We start from the raw sequence: 16784 nt of genomic DNA on the forward strand, positions 1-16784 counted from the left end.
CACGATGGATAAGAAAAAGCAAAGCAGCTTGAATAAGTGGCTTAAGCAACAAAGTAAGTTAGCCAAGCGCTGGCTTATGATTGCGATAGGCCTAGGCGTACTTTCAAGCGTGTTTTTATTGGCTCAAGCAGCCCTGCTCGCCTCCATTCTGCACCAGTTAATCATTGACCAAGTCGACAAAGCCGACCTCATTTGGCATTTTGTTGGGCTTGGTGGCACGGTTATCGGTCGAGCTGCTTGTACCTGGGGTCGAGAGCTTGCCGGTTACCGTTGCGGTGAGCAAATTCGAGTTTATATTCGCCAACTCATTTTAGATAAAGTTCATAAACTTGGGCCAGCTTACATCAAAGGCAAACCTGCCGGCAGCTGGGCGACGCTCATCTTAGAGCAGGTAGAAGATATGCAAGATTTCTTCTCTCGCTACTTGCCTCAGATGTCATTATCGGTACTAGTGCCTTTCATTATTTTGGTTGTCGTATTCCCAGTAAACTGGGCGGCAGGCTTGATCTTCCTCGTCACAGCACCACTAGTGCCTATTTTCATGGCACTGGTTGGGATGAAAGCCGCAGAAGCAAACCGTAAAAACTTTAAAGCGATGCAGCGTTTGTCCGGTCACTTTTATGACCGCTTGCAAGCAATGACGACCATTCGCTTATTCGATAGAACAAAATCTGAAACTGAAACTCTGAAGGGTGCTTCGGAAGTCTTTCGTACTCGCACCATGGACGTTCTGAAAATCGCGTTTCTATCTTCTGCGGTTTTAGAGTTTTTCACTTCCATTTCTATCGCAATTACCGCCGTCTACTTTGGCTTTAGTTATATCGGAGAGCTCGATTTCGGCTACTACGGCACAGGTGTTACGCTGTTTGCTGGTTTGTTCATTCTGATTCTTGCGCCAGAGTTTTATCAGCCATTACGTGATTTGGGCACGTTCTATCATGCGAAACAGCAAGCGGTTGGCGCAGCAGAAAGCATTGTCGAGTTTCTGGATTTGGAAGTCGATCAAGTCAAAGATGGCACCCAAGCGTTAGATAAGAGTAGTCCCATCCATATTGAAGCGGACGAGTTAACCATTTTTAGTCCGGAAGGTAAGCAGCTCGCAGGTCCCCTATCCTTCTCTCTTGAAGCCAACAAAAGTACGGCTTTAGTTGGACCAAGTGGCGCAGGTAAAACAAGCTTGGTAAACACCATCCTCGGTTTCATGCCTTATCAAGGTAGCTTGAAGATTAATGGTTGTGAATTGTCACAACTGGATCTCGCCACATGGCGAGAGGCCGTAAGCTGGATTGGTCAAAACCCAATGCTATTACATGGCAGCATTCGAGATAACGTCACGTTAGGCAAACACAACATTCAAGATGCAGACGTTCATTCTGTTTTGAATGACTCTCATGCTGCTGAATTTGTTGAAATGCATGGGTTGGATTACCCGATATCTGACCGCTCTGGTGGTTTATCTGTCGGCCAAGCCCAGCGTTTAGCGTTGGCTCGCGCTATGCTACAAAATGGTCGTTTTTGGTTATTAGATGAACCGACCGCAAGCTTAGATGCTCGTAGTGAAAAACTCGTCATGGAAGGCATTAACAAGTACGCACATGCCACAACGAATTTGATGATTACTCACCAGTTGGCACCTTTACAAAGCGTATCGCAAATTCTTGTTATGCAGGACGGCCAGATTGTTCAACGTGGTGATTACGACACACTGTCGACAGAAGATGGCTTATTTAAAGACATGTTGGAAGCGAACCTCGCACAACGTGAAACAGACAAGGGGAACTTAGATGCGTGATTTACTCCCTTATCTAAAACTCTATAAGAAACATTGGTTTGGTCTTTCGCTAGGTATGCTATTGGCATTTCTGACCTTAGCTGCATCTATTGGCTTATTAACGTTATCGGGTTGGTTTATTTCAGCCGCAGCGGTGGCAGGCTTGACGGTTGCTCGTGAGACCTTCAACTACATGTTACCAGGTGCCGGGGTACGCGGCGCTGCAATGGCTCGAACCGCAGGTCGATGGGGAGAACGTGTCGTCAGCCACAATGCGACGTTCAAGTTACTGACCGATCTACGTATCTTCTTCTTTAAGAAACTTGCACCACTGATTCCGGGTCGTGTCTCTACGATGCGTGATGCTGATCTGCTCAACCGCCTAGTGGCGGACGTAGATGCGATGGATCACGTTTATCTTCGACTTATCAGCCCTGTCGTGATTGGTATTTTTGGGATACTAAGTTTAACGGCTGTCTTGGCATTTTTTGACTGGCATCTCGCCCTGCTGCTTGGTTCGATTCTTACCGTCATGTTGTTTGTATGGCCGGTGCTGTTCTATAAACTGGGTAAAAACAATGGCGAGAACCTCACTCATCATAAAGCGCAGTTGCGAGTGGCGACTCTGGACTGGCTTCAAGGCTACAGCGAACTGAGTATCTTTGGAGCAGAAGAGCGTTATCGCAATCTCATTCTAGAGAAGCAAAAGCAGCTTTTGTCTAATCAGTTTGTGAACGCGAATTTAACGGGCATGGCTTCAGGCCTTCTTATGCTTGTGAACGGTCTTACACTGGTTGTGATGCTTTGGTTTGCTGCAGACGGCGTAGGAGGTCGTGCTCCTGATCCTTGGATTGCGTTGTTTGCATTTGCAACGATGGCAAGTTTTGAAATTTTGATGCCTATTGCGGGCGCGTTCCAGTACCTGGGTCAAACGTTGACTTCTGCTCGTCGTTTAAATGAAGTAATTTTGGCTGAACCTGACGTTGTCTTCCCTGAGCAATCAAAATATAAAGACACAACGTTAGACATTGAATTCGACAACATTGGCTTCACTTACCCTGACGGTCAGCAAAAGGTGCTGAAAGACTTGTCACTCTCACTACCGTTGGGCACTAAAACAGCTATCGTAGGTCAAACAGGTTCAGGTAAATCAACACTCATTCAGCTTCTTTGTCGCTACTGGGATGTTAACCAAGGTGAAGTTCGAATCGGTGGTACAAAACTGCAAGATTGGAGCGAGTCTGACCTGCGAGAAGCAATGACAGTGGTCAGTCAACGCGTTGATGTACTGAATGGAACACTGCGTGACAACTTACTTATGGCCGCTCCAGAAGCAAGTGATGAGCGACTGTCTGAGATTCTTCAAAAAGTCGAACTTGGTGGCCTTCTTGAGGCTCCAGGGTTAGACGCTTGGTTAGGCGACGGTGGTCGTCAGTTATCTGGTGGAGAGAAACGCCGAATCGGTATTGCTCGAGCATTGCTACGTGATGCCCCAATCCTACTCTTAGATGAACCGACTGAAGGCCTTGATAAGCGTACGGAACAAAAAGTGATGACGCTTTTCAATGAGCACTTTGCTAATAAGACAGTGGTATTCATTACACACCGACTTATAGAATTAGAAAACATGGATAGCATCTGTTTGATGGAACAAGGTGAGATCATCGAGCAAGGCGATCATCCAACGCTACTCGCTCAGAAAGGTCGTTACTACCAGCTATTACAGTCTCTATAATTCGATATTCAGTGACGAGAAGGGCTCATCAAACGATGAGCCCTTTTGTCATTCCTGTATTGTTAATTGCCTAGTTAAGTACGTATACAGGGCTAATTTACCGACCTGATTTTTTGAGATAAGCCGCCATTTCTTCTTCCGGAACCATGCCTCCACCTGTTGCCCAAACAAGATGCGTTGCGTTTCTGAGTTTTTCTTCATCAAATTGCATTCGAGACTGATAAGCATGATTATTCGAGACGTGCACTACCCCAACCATACCGGCTAATGCAGAAGGCTCTAGGTTAATGCCTTCTAGTTCACTTAACTCACCCAAGTGGTGATACATACGAGCATCATCAATGGTGTAAAAGCCATCAATTAGCCTTTCCATAGCTCTACCGACAAATCCCGACGCACGCCCTACTGCTAATCCATCAGCAGCGGTCATGTTGTCGATACCCAAATCTTGTACCGCAATCTCGTCATGCAAACCGGTATGCACGCCCAACAACATACACGGAGAGTGCGTTGGCTCTGCGAAAATACAATGAACATGATCACCAAACGCGACTTTCAAACCAAATGCCACGCCACCAGGCCCACCGCCAACACCACAAGGTAGATAAACAAAGAGCGGATGATGCTCATCAACCACGATTCCCAAGTCATCAAACTGCTGCTTAAGACGCTCACCCGCAACAGAGTAACCTAGAAATAACGTCTGCGAGTTTTCATCATCAATAAAGAAGCAGCTAGGATCTTGCTCAGCTTCTTTACGACCTTGCTCAACGGCAACACCATAGTCTTGCTGGTACTCCACCACTTTGACGCCATGTGATCGGAGCTTATTTTTCTTCCACTCCCGCGCATCAGAAGACATGTGAACCGAGACTGAAAAACCAAGCTTTGCACTCATGATACCAATGGACATACCGAGGTTACCCGTTGACCCAACCGCAATACTGTACTGCTTAAAAAACTGCCGAAACTCATTGCTGAACAATTTGCTGTAATCATCGGTTTCGCAGAGTAAGCCAGCTTCAAACGCCAACTTTTCTGCATGGGTGAGCACTTCATAAATGCCACCTCTCGCTTTGATAGAACCAGAAATTGGCAGATGACTGTCTTTTTTGAGCATTAAACGGCCCAATATTGGCGTATCGTATTGCTGCTCCAAACGCAATTTCATCTTGGGAACATCCACCACAGAAGACTCAATGATGCCATGCGAAGCTTCCGTTTCGGGAAACGCTTTCATCAAATAAGGCGCAAATCGTGCTAGCCGTTCACTCGCAGCTTGAATATCTTTCTCATCTAGCCTCACATAGGGCAAACCTTCTGCTAAAGAGGTTATGTTTGGGTTAAACCAGCAAACCTCCTTAAGATCGATAAGTGGCGCCAAGAGTGGGAACTGCTTGATCAGCGCTTCAATATTCGCCTTGGTCATTTTACCTTCCTGGAGTGATGTGAGTTGAGATAAACAAAAGCGCCGCAATTGCGACGCTTTCATGAATAACAGTGAATTTGATTTTATGCGTAGTTTTTCTCAAACTCTTGCATAAAATCGACTAACGCTTGTACACCTTCTAGCGGCATGGCGTTATAAATGGAAGCTCGCATACCACCAACGGCTCGGTGCCCTTTTAGTGATTTCAGCCCTTTGGCATCGGCTAATTCAAGGAACGTCGCATCCAGTTCAGGTTTCGCAAGTTGGAATGGCACATTCATCAAAGAACGGTTTGCTGAGTGCACGCCATTACGGTAGAAATCAGACTGATCGATGTAATCATACAGTAGTGCGGCTTTATCGCGGTTCACTTGCTCGATCGCTTTTACCCCACCCTGCGCCTTTAACCATTTAAAAACTAGGCCAGACAGGTACCATGCAAAGGTTGGTGGCGTGTTGAACATTGATTCTTTCTCAGCCAGAACAGTGTAATCCAAGATACTTGGCAGTACCTGCTTCGCCATACCTAACAAGTCGTCGCGCACGATAGCGATAGCAATGCCTGAAGGACCAATGTTTTTCTGAGCGCCCGCATAAATCACACCGTATTTCGATACATCAATCTCACGAGAAAGAATCGTCGAAGACATGTCAGCAACGATTGGTTTGTCGGTGACAGGAAGATCGTTAATCTCGATACCGTCAATGGTTTCATTTGGACAGAAATGCACGTAAGCCGCTTCTGGAGCAATTTTCCATTCGTTTGCAGGTAGAACGGCTACTTTTCCGTTGATTTCTGTTTTTGCATCAAATACGTCTGGCTCGCAGTATTTCTTCGCTTCAGCTACCGCACTTTCAGCCCAATAACCGCCGTCGATGTAAGTTGCCGTCTCGGCATCACCAAGTAAGTTTAGAGGAACAGCAGCAAACTGAGCACGAGCACCACCTTGGCAGAACAGCACTTTATAGTTGTCCGGAATATTCAGAAGATCACGTAAATCTTGCTCGGCTTCTTCTGCAACTTTGATGAACTCTTTGCTTCGGTGGCTGATTTCCATGACCGAAGTACCAAGACCTTGCCAATCAATTAGTTCCTGTTGTGCTTGCTGCATAACTGCTTTAGGCAGACCTGCTGGCCCTGCACTGAAGTTAAATACGTTGTCCGTATTTTGTTCCATGATGCTCATTGCTCCTGCTATGTAAATATTACGAAATTAATATCACGTTTTCGCAGCGATAAAAACAAGAAAAGAGGTCTTACGACCTCTTTTTAAAGACTAAGCGTTAAATTGGATTAATTCCGCAACAATACTTGGCTACTGTTGTTGCATCAAGGCAGGCATAAGTAGCGCCACCAATGGGAACTCATGTCCATTTTCGAACTTCAATTTGCCTTCACCGATTTCTGCTTTGAGTTGATAACCGCCCTCAACTTTCTCGATCAGCTCCATGATGAGCAGCTCATCGATTCCTTCTTGAATAAATGGGTAGTGCGTCACTAATTCGTCAGAGAAGTAAGTGCTGAGCTCACCAGTAGTCGCCGTCATCAACTTCATTGGGTCTTGAGTAATGTGGTCAGTACCTTCAGGAATGGATAATTGCCACTCGTTATGGAACTTACCGTCACCAAACGCAAGTGAAAGCTCATTCACGGATAAATCAAAACCTTTGCTAAACAGCGTGTCAACATGCGGCAATAAGCTCGCAATTTCCTGCTCGTCTAACATTGGAGAGCTTTGATAGATAGACATAATTTGGTCAAATGACTGGCTATCCACATCTGCAATTGAGAAATCCAACTTAAAGTTATCGACATCCGTACCATCAGTTAAACGCAGTTTCTTAGCATCTAGGTTCAGCTGACTGTTCAGCTTATCACCAGACTCATTCATCGTAGTGTTGCCACGGTAACTCGCATTCTCAATCAAAAAGACAGGCGTTAAGTTCGAATCAACCACATCCAGCTTCTCTAGAGAAAAAGATTGCTCACCCAGCCAATAGCCTTTTGCTTGCTTACCTTTACCCTGACCTGTCAATGCATTCAGATGAAGCTCTTCACCGTTTTCAAAATCCACTTGAACAGAAGGAACAGAAACTTGGTAATTGAGATCACCCAATACCGTCACATCCCCTGTCACTTTTGCAGGGCTTGTAGAAACAGAAACACCTTGCGCTTCGTTACGATAATGCCAACTGTCTAGGTCAAGGGTGAATGCCGTATTGCCATTTAGTTGAGTCTGACTATGCATCGTGAGAGGCAAAAAGTCATTGTCCACCAATTTTGAATCTGCTGTTAGGCTTGTTAGACCATGGCTAACATCACTGGTTACATCAAACGTCGTTGGCATGCCATCACGCTCTAGCTGCGTTTTAAGCTCAGGGTCAACAACTGAATAACGAGTCAGCACGACTGAAGACAAATAGCCACGTTGATACTCGACCACTTCGCCTTTAATCATTTCATCATTCATATTGGTAATACCATCTTCAATGATGGACTGACCAATTTGTCCGACAGCCAATGGCCAACACAGCGCTAATGAGATAGCACCACCAATGGCGCCGATTTTTTTAAGATTTTGCATAACGTCACTTATTAGGTATTTTCGGTCAGTCTACCCCAAACCACCTGCGGAGAAAACATTGAGACAAATCAGACTATTGATGCTTATTCTAGTCCATTAATCAGGAATCATACTTGGCTCCCACTCATCATGTCCTTTTATTGTTAAAGTTTACGTGGCGAAGTTTTAACCGGAGCTAAAACATCTGTGAATCGTTATGCTGTGTTGTGTCTCGACAACAACCCAATCAGTGCTGAACAGTTTCGATTGGAGCTGTCTGCCTTCTCAAGTAAGTTTGATATTTTTTCTGTCGAATCGATAGAAGAGGCTCAAAGCGCTTTAGAGTATCTAGAAGAAAGAGAACAGACTGTTGCTTTAGTCATAGCGAGCCATCACGCTCATTTTAATGGCGTGGATTTTCTTATTGGTTTAGACCGGATGCCGCATACCGAGCAAGCAAGAAAAATTCTTATTAGCTGCTCGTCTGATATAGAGGCAATTCTCACTGCCGTTAATGAGGGCAGGCTCGACCACTGCCTCACTAAACCTTTGCCAGATCACGTCTTATTTAACACAGTGCAAAAAGAGCTAACCCAATTTATATTGCGAAACGGTAAAGAAGACCTGCTAAGTTACAGTCAGATATTGGATCATCACAGCTTGTTGCGAGCGCACATCAATAATCAGATGAGCCATTATCAAGCGGGCTTTTTACACGACTACCACTCGATGTCTGATGCTGAGTTGGCCGAGCAAGTGATCTCAGCTCTCCAACAGTTTTTTAAAGACAATGACGAAACAAGAGCCTGCCGCACCTATTCAACTGAACACCTATTAACCGTAGAAGGCGAGCCAAATAGCTTCTTGTGGTTTATCACCGATGGTGAAGTGGCTCTGTACAAGCGCGATGAGCAAGGCATGCAGCGAGAGGTTGTACGCCATAACAAAGGTAATATTGTCGGAGGCATGTCGTTTGTTACTGGAGAATGTTCTTTCTCGACAGCCCTAACGCTGACAAAGACAGAGGTCATCAAACTCGATCGCAACGTATTCAATAAAGTGATGCAAAGCGACTCAAACTTGCTGCCTCTTTTTACAAACTTGCTCTTACGCCACTTCAACCGCCGATTACAAAGAAGCATCAATACCAAGTTGCAACTTCAAAAAACGCTCGAATCGCTGGAGTCTGCCCACCAGCAACTCATTGAAAGAGAAAAAATGGCGATGCTCGGCCAGTTGGTTGCGGGCGTGGCGCATGAACTAAATAATCCGATAGCAGCGATATTGAGGGGCGTAGAGAATTTAACGCATACGCTAGAAAGATTACTTAACGAAGTACCCAGTTCCGATATACAAACCAAAGGCATTGAGTTGTTGAGCAAAGCTCAAACCGCAAAACCCGCATCAACCGCAGAGCTCAGATCACGCGTTAAAGCACTTAATCATGCCCTTCCAGACCGAACACTGGCTAAGAAAGTGGTGAACCTTGGGCTAGAGTCAGATCACGAGTTACTCACTCAACTAACGAAAAAACAGCAAGTGTCTTCTCATGTTCTCGATACTCTTGAGCAATACCACAAAGCAGGTTCCACTCTTCGCTCGATTAACGTCTGTGCTGCGCGAATTGCAGATATGGTGAAAAGCCTTAAAGGTTACGCACGCTCAGATGATGAGACCCAGCACTATGCTGATATTCATGAAGGTATTGAAGACACCTTGGTGATCTTCGAAAACAAACTAAAAATGCATCAGGTTTCCACTAATTACGCGGATTTACCTCCTATCCTTTGTCAACCAATCGCACTCCAACAGGTATGGACGAATTTGGTCTCTAACGCCATTGATGCATTTCCGGAAAAAGGCGTTTTAAAAATACAAACACGTCTTGCAGAAAAAGATCATACACATTACGCCGTTATCTCGTTTGAAGATAATGGGTGTGGCATTCCTGAATCGCAAAGAGAAGCCATTTTCGAGCTCAACTTCACGACGAAAAAAGAAGGCAACTTTGGTTTAGGCATTGGGCTGTCCATCTGCCAGCAAATCGTGACAGCACATAAGGGATGGATTGACGTCGAATCAGAGCTCGACAAGTTCACACGAATGACAGTCTGGTTACCAGTCATCGAAAAAGGAGATGAAATATGACCAAGTATTTAATTTTATGTGTCGATGACGAACGAGAAGTCTTGGATAGCGTGCTCCAGGATCTCGCTCCCTTTGAGGAACATTTTATTGTCGAAGGAGCGGAATCAGTCACTGAAGCAAGGCAAGTGATCGAGGAGATGGCGGAAGAGGAAGTTCAGCTTGCGCTCATTTTATGCGACCACATTATGCCGGAGCAAACTGGGATTAGCTTCTTAATCGAACTCAGTCAAAATGGTGACACAAAAGCGGCCCGCAAAGTCTTACTTACAGGACAAGCCGGCTTAGAAGACACCGTTGAGGCCGTCAATAACGCAAGTCTGGACTATTACATTGCCAAACCATGGAGAGGTGAAGAATTGAGAAAAGCAATCGTGTCTCAGCTTACTGCTTTTATGATTGCAAATGATGATAACTTATTATCTTGGACTCAAGTCCTTGATTCTGAGGCGATCCTCAATGCCATGGCTGAACGCAGAGCAAGCTTCGGCGAGTAATATGCGTGGCTCTAGCTTGAATGTCACCAAAGCCAGCTGATCCACGTTATTTCGCGCAATAGCGCGAGTATGGAAAAGCATCACTATTTATCCGATTGATGCTCTTAGACGTTATGTATATGGCGTAGTTTTTGCTTAAACCAACTAACTATTAAGTTAATTGACAAAACATCGACACATTTTTGTTGGTCGTGGACCTTCCTTTTTATTATGATGTCGGACAAATCAGATTACGGTTCAAGTGGTTACTTGAATCCATGGAAATAATGAACAAGGTTTATCGTTAGTTATGCGTAAAACACTATTAGCCGCTGCCTTACTAGTGGCATCAAGCCATGCCCTAGCCGCAAACGACCGCAATGCGCCAGCAACTATGAGCAACTTTAGCTACGACTATTTCGAAGCACGTATTGGCGCAAGTCCTGTGACATTTGGTGCTGGATTCAGCAAATCAATTCACCCTAACGCACATGTTATTGCTCGTATCGACTCTGAGTTTGAAAGTGATTTTGACTCAGCCGCTGGTTTTGGCTTTCATTCGCCACTAAACAACTGGGCTGACCTTACAGGTGAAATGCTAATGCGCGTTGTACAACCTTCAAGCGATAGCAGCACTGACGTAGGTATGGAACTGAACTTAGGTGTTCGTCAATGGTTAGGTCCTCAATTAGAAGTAGGCGGCAAAGTCGGCTACGTATCTATTGATAACGATGACGACTGGACCGGTGCAGCATACGCTCGTTTCCACTCAACTGAGCTTTTCTCTCTAGGTGCTGAAGCGCGTATCAACGACTTTTATGGTGATCAGGTAATGTTCACCACGCGTTTTAAGTTTTAAGATTTGTGCTTTAAGAAAAGAGCAAATTAAAAAACAAAAACCGAGGCCCATGCCTCGGTTTTTTTGTCTAATCTAATGACTAACTCAATGAAGTGGTCAAAAACTTCAATGTCCTTTTTCCGCTTTCAACACTTGCCTTTACGACCCGCTAACTCCATCAAAACGAGTCAATCATCGTGCGTTTAGCTTGCTTACTCACACAGCGCCAATAACTGCTTTTTACGCGGCTCTTGAATCAGTTTCCAATGAACACCGTCAGTTGCACCAGCGAATTTCCAAAGCAACTTAACATCAACGTCATTGCCATAAGCCACTTTAACTTTGTTGAAGACTTTTACAGGTCCAAGTTCTAAAAAGGTTTCTACGTCATCAACACCTGCTTTCTTGACCATTCGCTCAAGAGTTAACTGCATATTTGGCAGATCTCTCAAACGTCTACTGGCAGAAGACTTTTGATATTTTCGTTCCTTAATTGAGTATTCAATTGATTTTTGTACCAGTTCATCGAGTCCTGTATATCCGGATTCAAACAAATCTGTTACGTCATAATAATTTACGGTTGCCGTCGTCTGTTTTTTGACGTGCTTATATTTTTCGCAATTCAGTTGAGTAAACACTTCGTCCAATCCATTACCACCACGTAAGTAGCAGCAATCATTGCTGACAAGCGCAAACATAGCGTCATCGGTGAATAAACCGATACCACCGAACATAGAACGTTTTTGATACTCACTAAAGTTGCGTACATATTTAAAAAAAGCTTGGTCTGTCATGTCCATTGACCTCTTTAATCTGAATAAATTACCCCGATTAGCGATGTCACCAGATAAACAGCAGCTTATAGCGAATTATAAATGTCGATTTGTTGGCGATATTTTTGTGAGTTGTGCTCACCAACTTGCTTAATCATACTTAACGTTGAAAAATAAGTTAGGACATAGGTCACATATAAAAAAGTATATATTCAGCATACGTGATTAGTTTCACACTTATTATTCATGTGGTGATATTTTTTTGACGCACGGCATGCCCAAAACACGCCATCATTATGATCTCGCTGGCAATTACGAGCACGTGATACGCATTTAATTGATAAAGAATACGCTGTAAGGGTACACTGTACGAAAGATCTCAAGTACAGCGTCACAATGGAACATTTATCATTTTTTTGGCTGCCAAATAATAAAGATAAGCTTATAAACGCACTGGAATCCGAGTTTGCTCAGCTGGTAGAACAGTCCATCTCAACGGGTAAGATTTCATTACCCCCTATTCCTGATGTCGTGCTTAAAATTCAGCAGTTATGTGTCGAAGAACACACCACTATTTCAGATGTTGCTAACTGTTTGTTAGAAGATCCCGGCTTGGCGGCGGTCGTTCTACGAGTAGCAAACTCTGTAATTTTCAATCGTAGAAACATTACCTGCAACGACTTAACCACCGCGGTATCTCGCCTTGGTATACTGCGCGTGCGTGATATTGTTACCGCACAAGCGATTGAACAACTTAAACATTCAGTAAATTTAACCAAAGAATGTAATGCTATCTTGGTGAAAAGTGCAGCGGTATCCCGAGAACTCGGTGCCGTCATGGTGATATTGGTTCAAGCGTTTCGTAAACACGAGCCAGGTACTTACGGGCACTTGGAGCAAGAAAAAGCATTGCTGGTTGGTCTGCTAGCCGATATCGGTTTGTTTTGTCTAATTAACGAGTACCACCTGTACTTAGATAGAGGCAATTACCTAGATCCTGAAATTGCGTTGCAAATCTTCCAAACTCGTTGTTCAGCAACAAGCAAACTGGTGCTCGAGCGCTGGGGATTTGACAATGACTTTAGAGAGGTCTCCTCAAACGAGAAGTACGAGCAAACGCGACCGGAAGTGAGTTATTTAGACATTGCAAGAATCGCGCATCACCTATTGATGTTCCGCAATCATGATGAACGCATTGATGAACACGAAGTTGAATTCAACTTAACAGGTGCAGAGGTCTTGTATGAACTCAGCAATATGAGTGATACTGACTTCAATGACCAAATACGTGCAGTGCTAAGTGCTAGCGGCTTGTAATTTGTCGTTTTCTCACACCTAATTCGCGATAAACGATTCGCTCAAGGCTGAGCAGCGTTTGGTATTTGGTGAAATATCTCTCTAATTTCAACCGATAAATAATTTGATTTATGTGTGTTGGTATTATCTCAAAAAAGGAATCATAGAGCTTTATGTTCTCAGGGATGCTATTTATTTTCGCTCCACTTGTTGTGGGGTATCTAATTCCTATATCTCGAGCCTCGTTACTGGAGAAGATCAATCAATCAACGTCCTACCTTATTTATGTCATTTTGTCGTTGATGGGACTTAGCCTAGCAGCGCTCGATAACTTAAGTAGCAACTTACAGAGTATTCTCCTCTATGCGAGTACTTTCTTTTTATGTTTAAGTACCTGTAACCTGTTAGCGCTGCCTATTATCGATAGGATTCTTCCTCTCCAGACCAATCAGAATCAAAAGAAGCTGCCACTATCCTCGATGGCTTTAGAATCAGTAAAGCTGATTGTTGTCGTTGGTGGCGGGCTAGTAGTTGGTCTGCTGTTACCCATCGATTTAAGTTGGGTGGATACAGCGAGCGAATGGATACTCTTCCTGCTCCTATTTTTTATTGGTATTCAGCTTCGCAATAGTGGGCTTACTCTTCGCCAAATTTTATTAAATAAACAGGGTATGGCCATTGCGGCAGTTGTGATCGCAACATGTATGCTTGGTGGCGTTATTGCAGCGATACTTTTGGACCTTCCTCTCTATCAAGCCCTCGCGATGGCTTCAGGCTTTGGCTGGTATTCACTCGCAGGAATTTTGATGGGAGACGCTTTTGGCCCCGTGTTTGGGGGGGCATCTTTCCTGATCGAATTGATGAGAGAGCTGGTCGCGCTGGTAGCCATTCCTATCTTTATTCGCAGCTATCCGTGCACAGCAATTGGTTATGCAGGTGCAACAGCAATGGACTTTACCCTACCTGTTATTCAGACTACAGGTGGTGTGCGTTGTGTCCCAGTCGCCATCGTTAGTGGGTTTATTTTGAGTTTACTGGTACCAGTTATGATGCTTTTCTTTGTATCACTTGCTAGCTAGATCTCAGGTTTTCGCTTTAACATCCATTACAATACGGCAAAAATTCAAATACCCAGTTAACGTCAAAGTGATCAAGATTTTGGCAATAATCCGCTTTCTTTTTATCAATTAGCCCAATGATTTATCACGACTAAAGAGAAAGAAGGGTGAAACATCAACTTATGTGCCTTGCGTTAATAAAGGGATAACAACCAGAAGGAAGAAGAATGAAACGCTTTGTCGTTGCAGCGCTCCTCGCTACAAGCTCAACTTTTACGTTTGCCGCAGATCAACAATGTCTTGCCAGCAAATACGACGGCTATGTTGATGCCTCACTACAGTGGTATCAAGATCTTGTTAATTTGACGGTTACCCAGTATCCAGATCTAAAAGAAGTTAGCCAGTGGTTCTTGGACGGCCGTAAACATCACTTTGAATTAAACCGTGAAGCGGTTCACTATTTTCTAGAGAACGATCCTAGCCGTGTTGCAACAGAACAGCCAATCGAAGCATGGCTAAAATTGGAACAACACGACGTTAAGCAGCTAGCAAGCCGAAGTGATAAGTTAGGTGAAGTCGCAAAACAAACGTTTAGTGACCGTCAATCGACTAACCATCCAAAAAACTACGAACTCCGTTCAGCATTCGCCGACCTGCTTAGCCATCCACAACAAATTGATACCGCGCTTAATAAGTACAATCAGTCAATAGAGAAGATTGAAAAGCAGAAGTGTGATTAATTAATCGTTGAGGATGCTCGAAAACGCCGAGTGTTTTAACACATTAAAATCAACGATTTTTTAATGCGAAGATTGTAGCCCTCACCTAAAATTTTCATTTCAGCAACATGGGTTTCAACAATTAAAACGGGACTTTGCGCCCGTTTTAGTTTAGATTGTGCCGCTCGCATTACCAAAATAACTACAAAGATTCTTTGCTATGGTTAAGGAACAAAAAACCGCTGACGTTAGCTTTGAGAGCTTGCTAAAGATCTTCACTGTCCCAGAAGGTCCTGACTCAACGTTAACCAAAATTGACGAGAGCCTCTCGCGAAATCTAAATCAATTTCTTCGTGAACACATCGTGGCAGAAGAAAAGCCTTTACGCGAAATCGAAAAAGACTTTTCTTCTGCTCAGATTCCTGAGCAGCCAGAGTTCGTGTCAGATCATACAGAACACTTACTCGACACTTTGGTGTCGCACTCCGTTCACACTTCTTCACCAAGCTTCATTGGTCATATGACATCGGCGCTGCCTTATTTCTTGATGCCACTGTCAAAGATCATGATCGCCTTAAACCAAAACCTGGTAAAGATAGAGACTTCTAAAGCCTTTACCCCGCTTGAACGTCAAGTTTTGGGCATGCTACATCGCTTGATCTATGGTCAGAGCGATACGTTTTACGATCAGTGGATGCATAGCGCAAACCACTCATTGGGCGCATTTTGCTCCGGCGGTACCATTGCCAATATCACTGCACTTTGGGTAGCACGTAACAAGGCGTTAAGAGCCAATGGTTCATTTAAAGGCGTTGAGAAAGAAGGCCTATTTAAAGCCATGAAGCATTATGGCTACGATGGCTTAGCGGTATTGGTGTCTGAGCGTGGTCACTACTCCCTTAAGAAAGCAGCCGATGTACTAGGTATAGGTCAAGATGGCTTGGTTGCGGTTAAAACAGATGCCAACAACCGTATTATTGTCGACGACCTTAAAGCGAAAATTGTTGAACTAGAGAAACAAAACATCAAGCCTATTGCTGTTATTGGTGTAGCTGGTACAACAGAGACTGGTAATGTCGACCCGCTACCTGAAATCGCAGAAGTCTGCCAAGCTCACGGTTGTCATTTCCATGTGGATGCCGCATGGGGTGGCGCAACACTTATGTCTAATCACCACCGTCACCTTCTTAACGGTGTGGAAATGGCAGACTCAGTAACCATTGATGCGCACAAGCAACTCTACATCCCGATGGGCGCTGGTATGGTTCTGTTCAAAGACCCTGACGCAATGAAATCCATAGAGCATCACGCTCAATATATCTTGCGTAAAGGCTCAAAAGACCTAGGCAGCCATACATTAGAAGGCTCTCGTTCGGGCATGGCAATGTTAGTCTATGCCGCAATGCACATCATCAGCCGCCCTGGCTATGAGCTGCTGATAGATCAAAGCATTGAAAAAGCTCGCTACTTTGCAGATTTAATCAAGCAGCAAGATGATTTCGAGTTGGTTTCTGAACCAGAGCTTTGTCTCCTCACGTACCGCTACTTGCCGCCATTCATCCGTGAGGCATTAGCAGAAGCGGAAGGTTCACAAAAAGAACAACTGAATGAACTGATTAATGAATTAACACAGTTTATTCAAAAGCGTCAGCGCGAAACGGGCAAATCGTTTGTTTCACGTACAAGACTGAACCCAGACCAATGGCAGCGCATGAACACGATTGTGTTCCGAGTGGTTTTGGCAAATCCGCTGACGACCAAAGAGATTTTGAGTTCGGTGCTTGATGAACAGCGTGAAATCGCCAAGCAAGCACCAAATTTGATGGAAAGAATTCAACAGGTGGTCACTAATATCCAATCGTCTTAATGGCCCGAAAGAGTTACATCAATTTGAAATTTTTTTTCGTTTTGATGTAACTCAAACATCATTCTCGTGCGACTGGCGCAACAAAACATCGATTACACATCCAATTCTGTAGT

The 16784-nt window shown here is 44.2% G+C and carries 13 protein-coding genes; 9 read left to right on the top strand and 4 right to left on the bottom strand.

From position 1 onward, the window contains the following. Positions 1–4: 4 nt before the first annotated feature. Together cydD and cydC are read left to right on the top strand one after the other, a co-directional pair. Positions 5–1792 carry a cysteine/glutathione ABC transporter permease/ATP-binding protein CydD gene (cydD, locus tag OO778_RS10315; protein ID WP_046874822.1) on the top strand — a complete coding sequence of 596 codons (1788 nt, stop codon included), beginning with the start codon at positions 5–7 and terminating at the stop codon, positions 1790–1792. Next, the gene (gene cydC / locus OO778_RS10320) at positions 1785–3506 is read left to right on the top strand and encodes a cysteine/glutathione ABC transporter ATP-binding protein/permease CydC (RefSeq protein ID WP_074191153.1); all 1722 of its coding nucleotides are present in this window, start codon (positions 1785–1787) and stop codon (positions 3504–3506) included. Before cydD ends, cydC begins: the two co-directional genes overlap by 8 nt. A gap of 97 nt (positions 3507–3603) precedes the next feature. On the opposite strand, the gene OO778_RS10325 is transcribed toward cydC, so the two are convergent. The 3 genes from OO778_RS10325 to OO778_RS10335 all read right to left on the bottom strand — a co-directional run bounded on the left by OO778_RS10325 (position 3604) and on the right by OO778_RS10335 (position 7520). Next, the gene (locus OO778_RS10325) at positions 3604–4935 is read right to left on the bottom strand and encodes a D-serine ammonia-lyase (protein ID WP_074191152.1); all 1332 of its coding nucleotides are present in this window, start codon (positions 4933–4935) and stop codon (positions 3604–3606) included. Positions 4936–5018: 83 nt separating this feature from the next. Then, positions 5019–6113, bottom strand: coding sequence for a 3-phosphoserine/phosphohydroxythreonine transaminase (gene serC, locus OO778_RS10330; RefSeq protein WP_074191151.1), 1095 nt, complete (start codon positions 6111–6113; stop codon positions 5019–5021). A gap of 138 nt (positions 6114–6251) precedes the next feature. Continuing rightward, on the bottom strand, positions 6252–7520 hold the full coding sequence (locus tag OO778_RS10335; RefSeq protein WP_005393205.1) for a DUF945 family protein: 1269 nt from the start codon (positions 7518–7520) through the stop codon (positions 6252–6254). Between the two features lie 186 nt (positions 7521–7706). On the opposite strand from OO778_RS10335, the gene OO778_RS10340 reads away from it, so the two are divergent. From OO778_RS10340 to OO778_RS10350, 3 genes are all read left to right on the top strand, one after another. Beyond that, positions 7707–9647 carry an ATP-binding protein gene (locus OO778_RS10340; RefSeq protein ID WP_074191312.1) on the top strand — a complete coding sequence of 647 codons (1941 nt, stop codon included), beginning with the start codon at positions 7707–7709 and terminating at the stop codon, positions 9645–9647. Beyond that, positions 9644–10141: a response regulator gene (locus tag OO778_RS10345; protein ID WP_012841921.1), complete on the top strand. Its 498-nt coding sequence runs from the start codon at positions 9644–9646 to the stop codon at positions 10139–10141. The genes OO778_RS10340 and OO778_RS10345 overlap by 4 nt, the downstream gene beginning before the upstream one ends. 289 nt (positions 10142–10430) lie before the next feature. Next, the gene (locus OO778_RS10350) at positions 10431–10979 is read left to right on the top strand and encodes a hypothetical protein (protein WP_005393208.1); all 549 of its coding nucleotides are present in this window, start codon (positions 10431–10433) and stop codon (positions 10977–10979) included. Between the two features lie 191 nt (positions 10980–11170). Here the strand turns inward: OO778_RS10350 and OO778_RS10355 are convergent, their stop codons facing one another. Next, complete coding sequence (locus OO778_RS10355; RefSeq protein ID WP_074191150.1) at positions 11171–11758, bottom strand: TfoX/Sxy family DNA transformation protein; 588 nt, start codon at positions 11756–11758, stop codon at positions 11171–11173. A 369-nt stretch (positions 11759–12127) separates the two neighbouring features. Here OO778_RS10355 and OO778_RS10360 point away from each other — a divergent pair, with 369 nt between their 5' ends. The 4 genes from OO778_RS10360 to panP all read left to right on the top strand — a co-directional run bounded on the left by OO778_RS10360 (position 12128) and on the right by panP (position 16671). Further along, a complete protein-coding gene (locus tag OO778_RS10360; RefSeq protein WP_005393212.1) occupies positions 12128–13048 on the top strand; it encodes an HDOD domain-containing protein in 921 nt (306 codons plus the stop codon). A gap of 152 nt (positions 13049–13200) precedes the next feature. Beyond that, positions 13201–14106 (top strand): lysine exporter LysO family protein, encoded by a 906-nt coding sequence (locus OO778_RS10365; protein WP_264909709.1) that lies wholly within the window; start codon positions 13201–13203, stop codon positions 14104–14106. A gap of 206 nt (positions 14107–14312) precedes the next feature. Further along, positions 14313–14825: a hypothetical protein gene (locus OO778_RS10370; RefSeq protein WP_074191148.1), complete on the top strand. Its 513-nt coding sequence runs from the start codon at positions 14313–14315 to the stop codon at positions 14823–14825. A gap of 199 nt (positions 14826–15024) precedes the next feature. Further along, positions 15025–16671 (top strand): pyridoxal-dependent aspartate 1-decarboxylase PanP, encoded by a 1647-nt coding sequence (gene panP / locus OO778_RS10375; RefSeq protein WP_257887168.1) that lies wholly within the window; start codon positions 15025–15027, stop codon positions 16669–16671. The last annotated feature ends 113 nt before the right edge of the window (positions 16672–16784 follow it).

The organism is Vibrio sp. STUT-A16 (assembly GCF_026000495.1).
GTDB lineage: Bacteria > Pseudomonadota > Gammaproteobacteria > Enterobacterales > Vibrionaceae > Vibrio > Vibrio diabolicus.

Bases quoted from the DNA above. Each gene is read 5' to 3' on its own strand.
- cydD (WP_046874822.1), top strand. From the start codon at position 5: ATGGATAAGAAAAAGCAAAGCAGCTTGAATAAGTGGCTTAAGCAACAA.
- OO778_RS10355 (WP_074191150.1), bottom strand. From the start codon at position 11,758: ATGGACATGACAGACCAAGCTTTTTTTAAATATGTACGCAACTTTAGT.
- panP (WP_257887168.1), top strand. From the start codon at position 15,025: ATGGTTAAGGAACAAAAAACCGCTGACGTTAGCTTTGAGAGCTTGCTA.
- OO778_RS10365 (WP_264909709.1), top strand. From the start codon at position 13,201: ATGTTCTCAGGGATGCTATTTATTTTCGCTCCACTTGTTGTGGGGTAT.
- cydC (WP_074191153.1), top strand. From the start codon at position 1,785: ATGCGTGATTTACTCCCTTATCTAAAACTCTATAAGAAACATTGGTTT.
- OO778_RS10335 (WP_005393205.1), bottom strand. From the start codon at position 7,520: ATGCAAAATCTTAAAAAAATCGGCGCCATTGGTGGTGCTATCTCATTA.
- OO778_RS10325 (WP_074191152.1), bottom strand. From the start codon at position 4,935: ATGACCAAGGCGAATATTGAAGCGCTGATCAAGCAGTTCCCACTCTTG.
- serC (WP_074191151.1), bottom strand. From the start codon at position 6,113: ATGGAACAAAATACGGACAACGTATTTAACTTCAGTGCAGGGCCAGCA.
- OO778_RS10345 (WP_012841921.1), top strand. From the start codon at position 9,644: ATGACCAAGTATTTAATTTTATGTGTCGATGACGAACGAGAAGTCTTG.
- OO778_RS10360 (WP_005393212.1), top strand. From the start codon at position 12,128: ATGGAACATTTATCATTTTTTTGGCTGCCAAATAATAAAGATAAGCTT.
- OO778_RS10350 (WP_005393208.1), top strand. From the start codon at position 10,431: ATGCGTAAAACACTATTAGCCGCTGCCTTACTAGTGGCATCAAGCCAT.
- OO778_RS10370 (WP_074191148.1), top strand. From the start codon at position 14,313: ATGAAACGCTTTGTCGTTGCAGCGCTCCTCGCTACAAGCTCAACTTTT.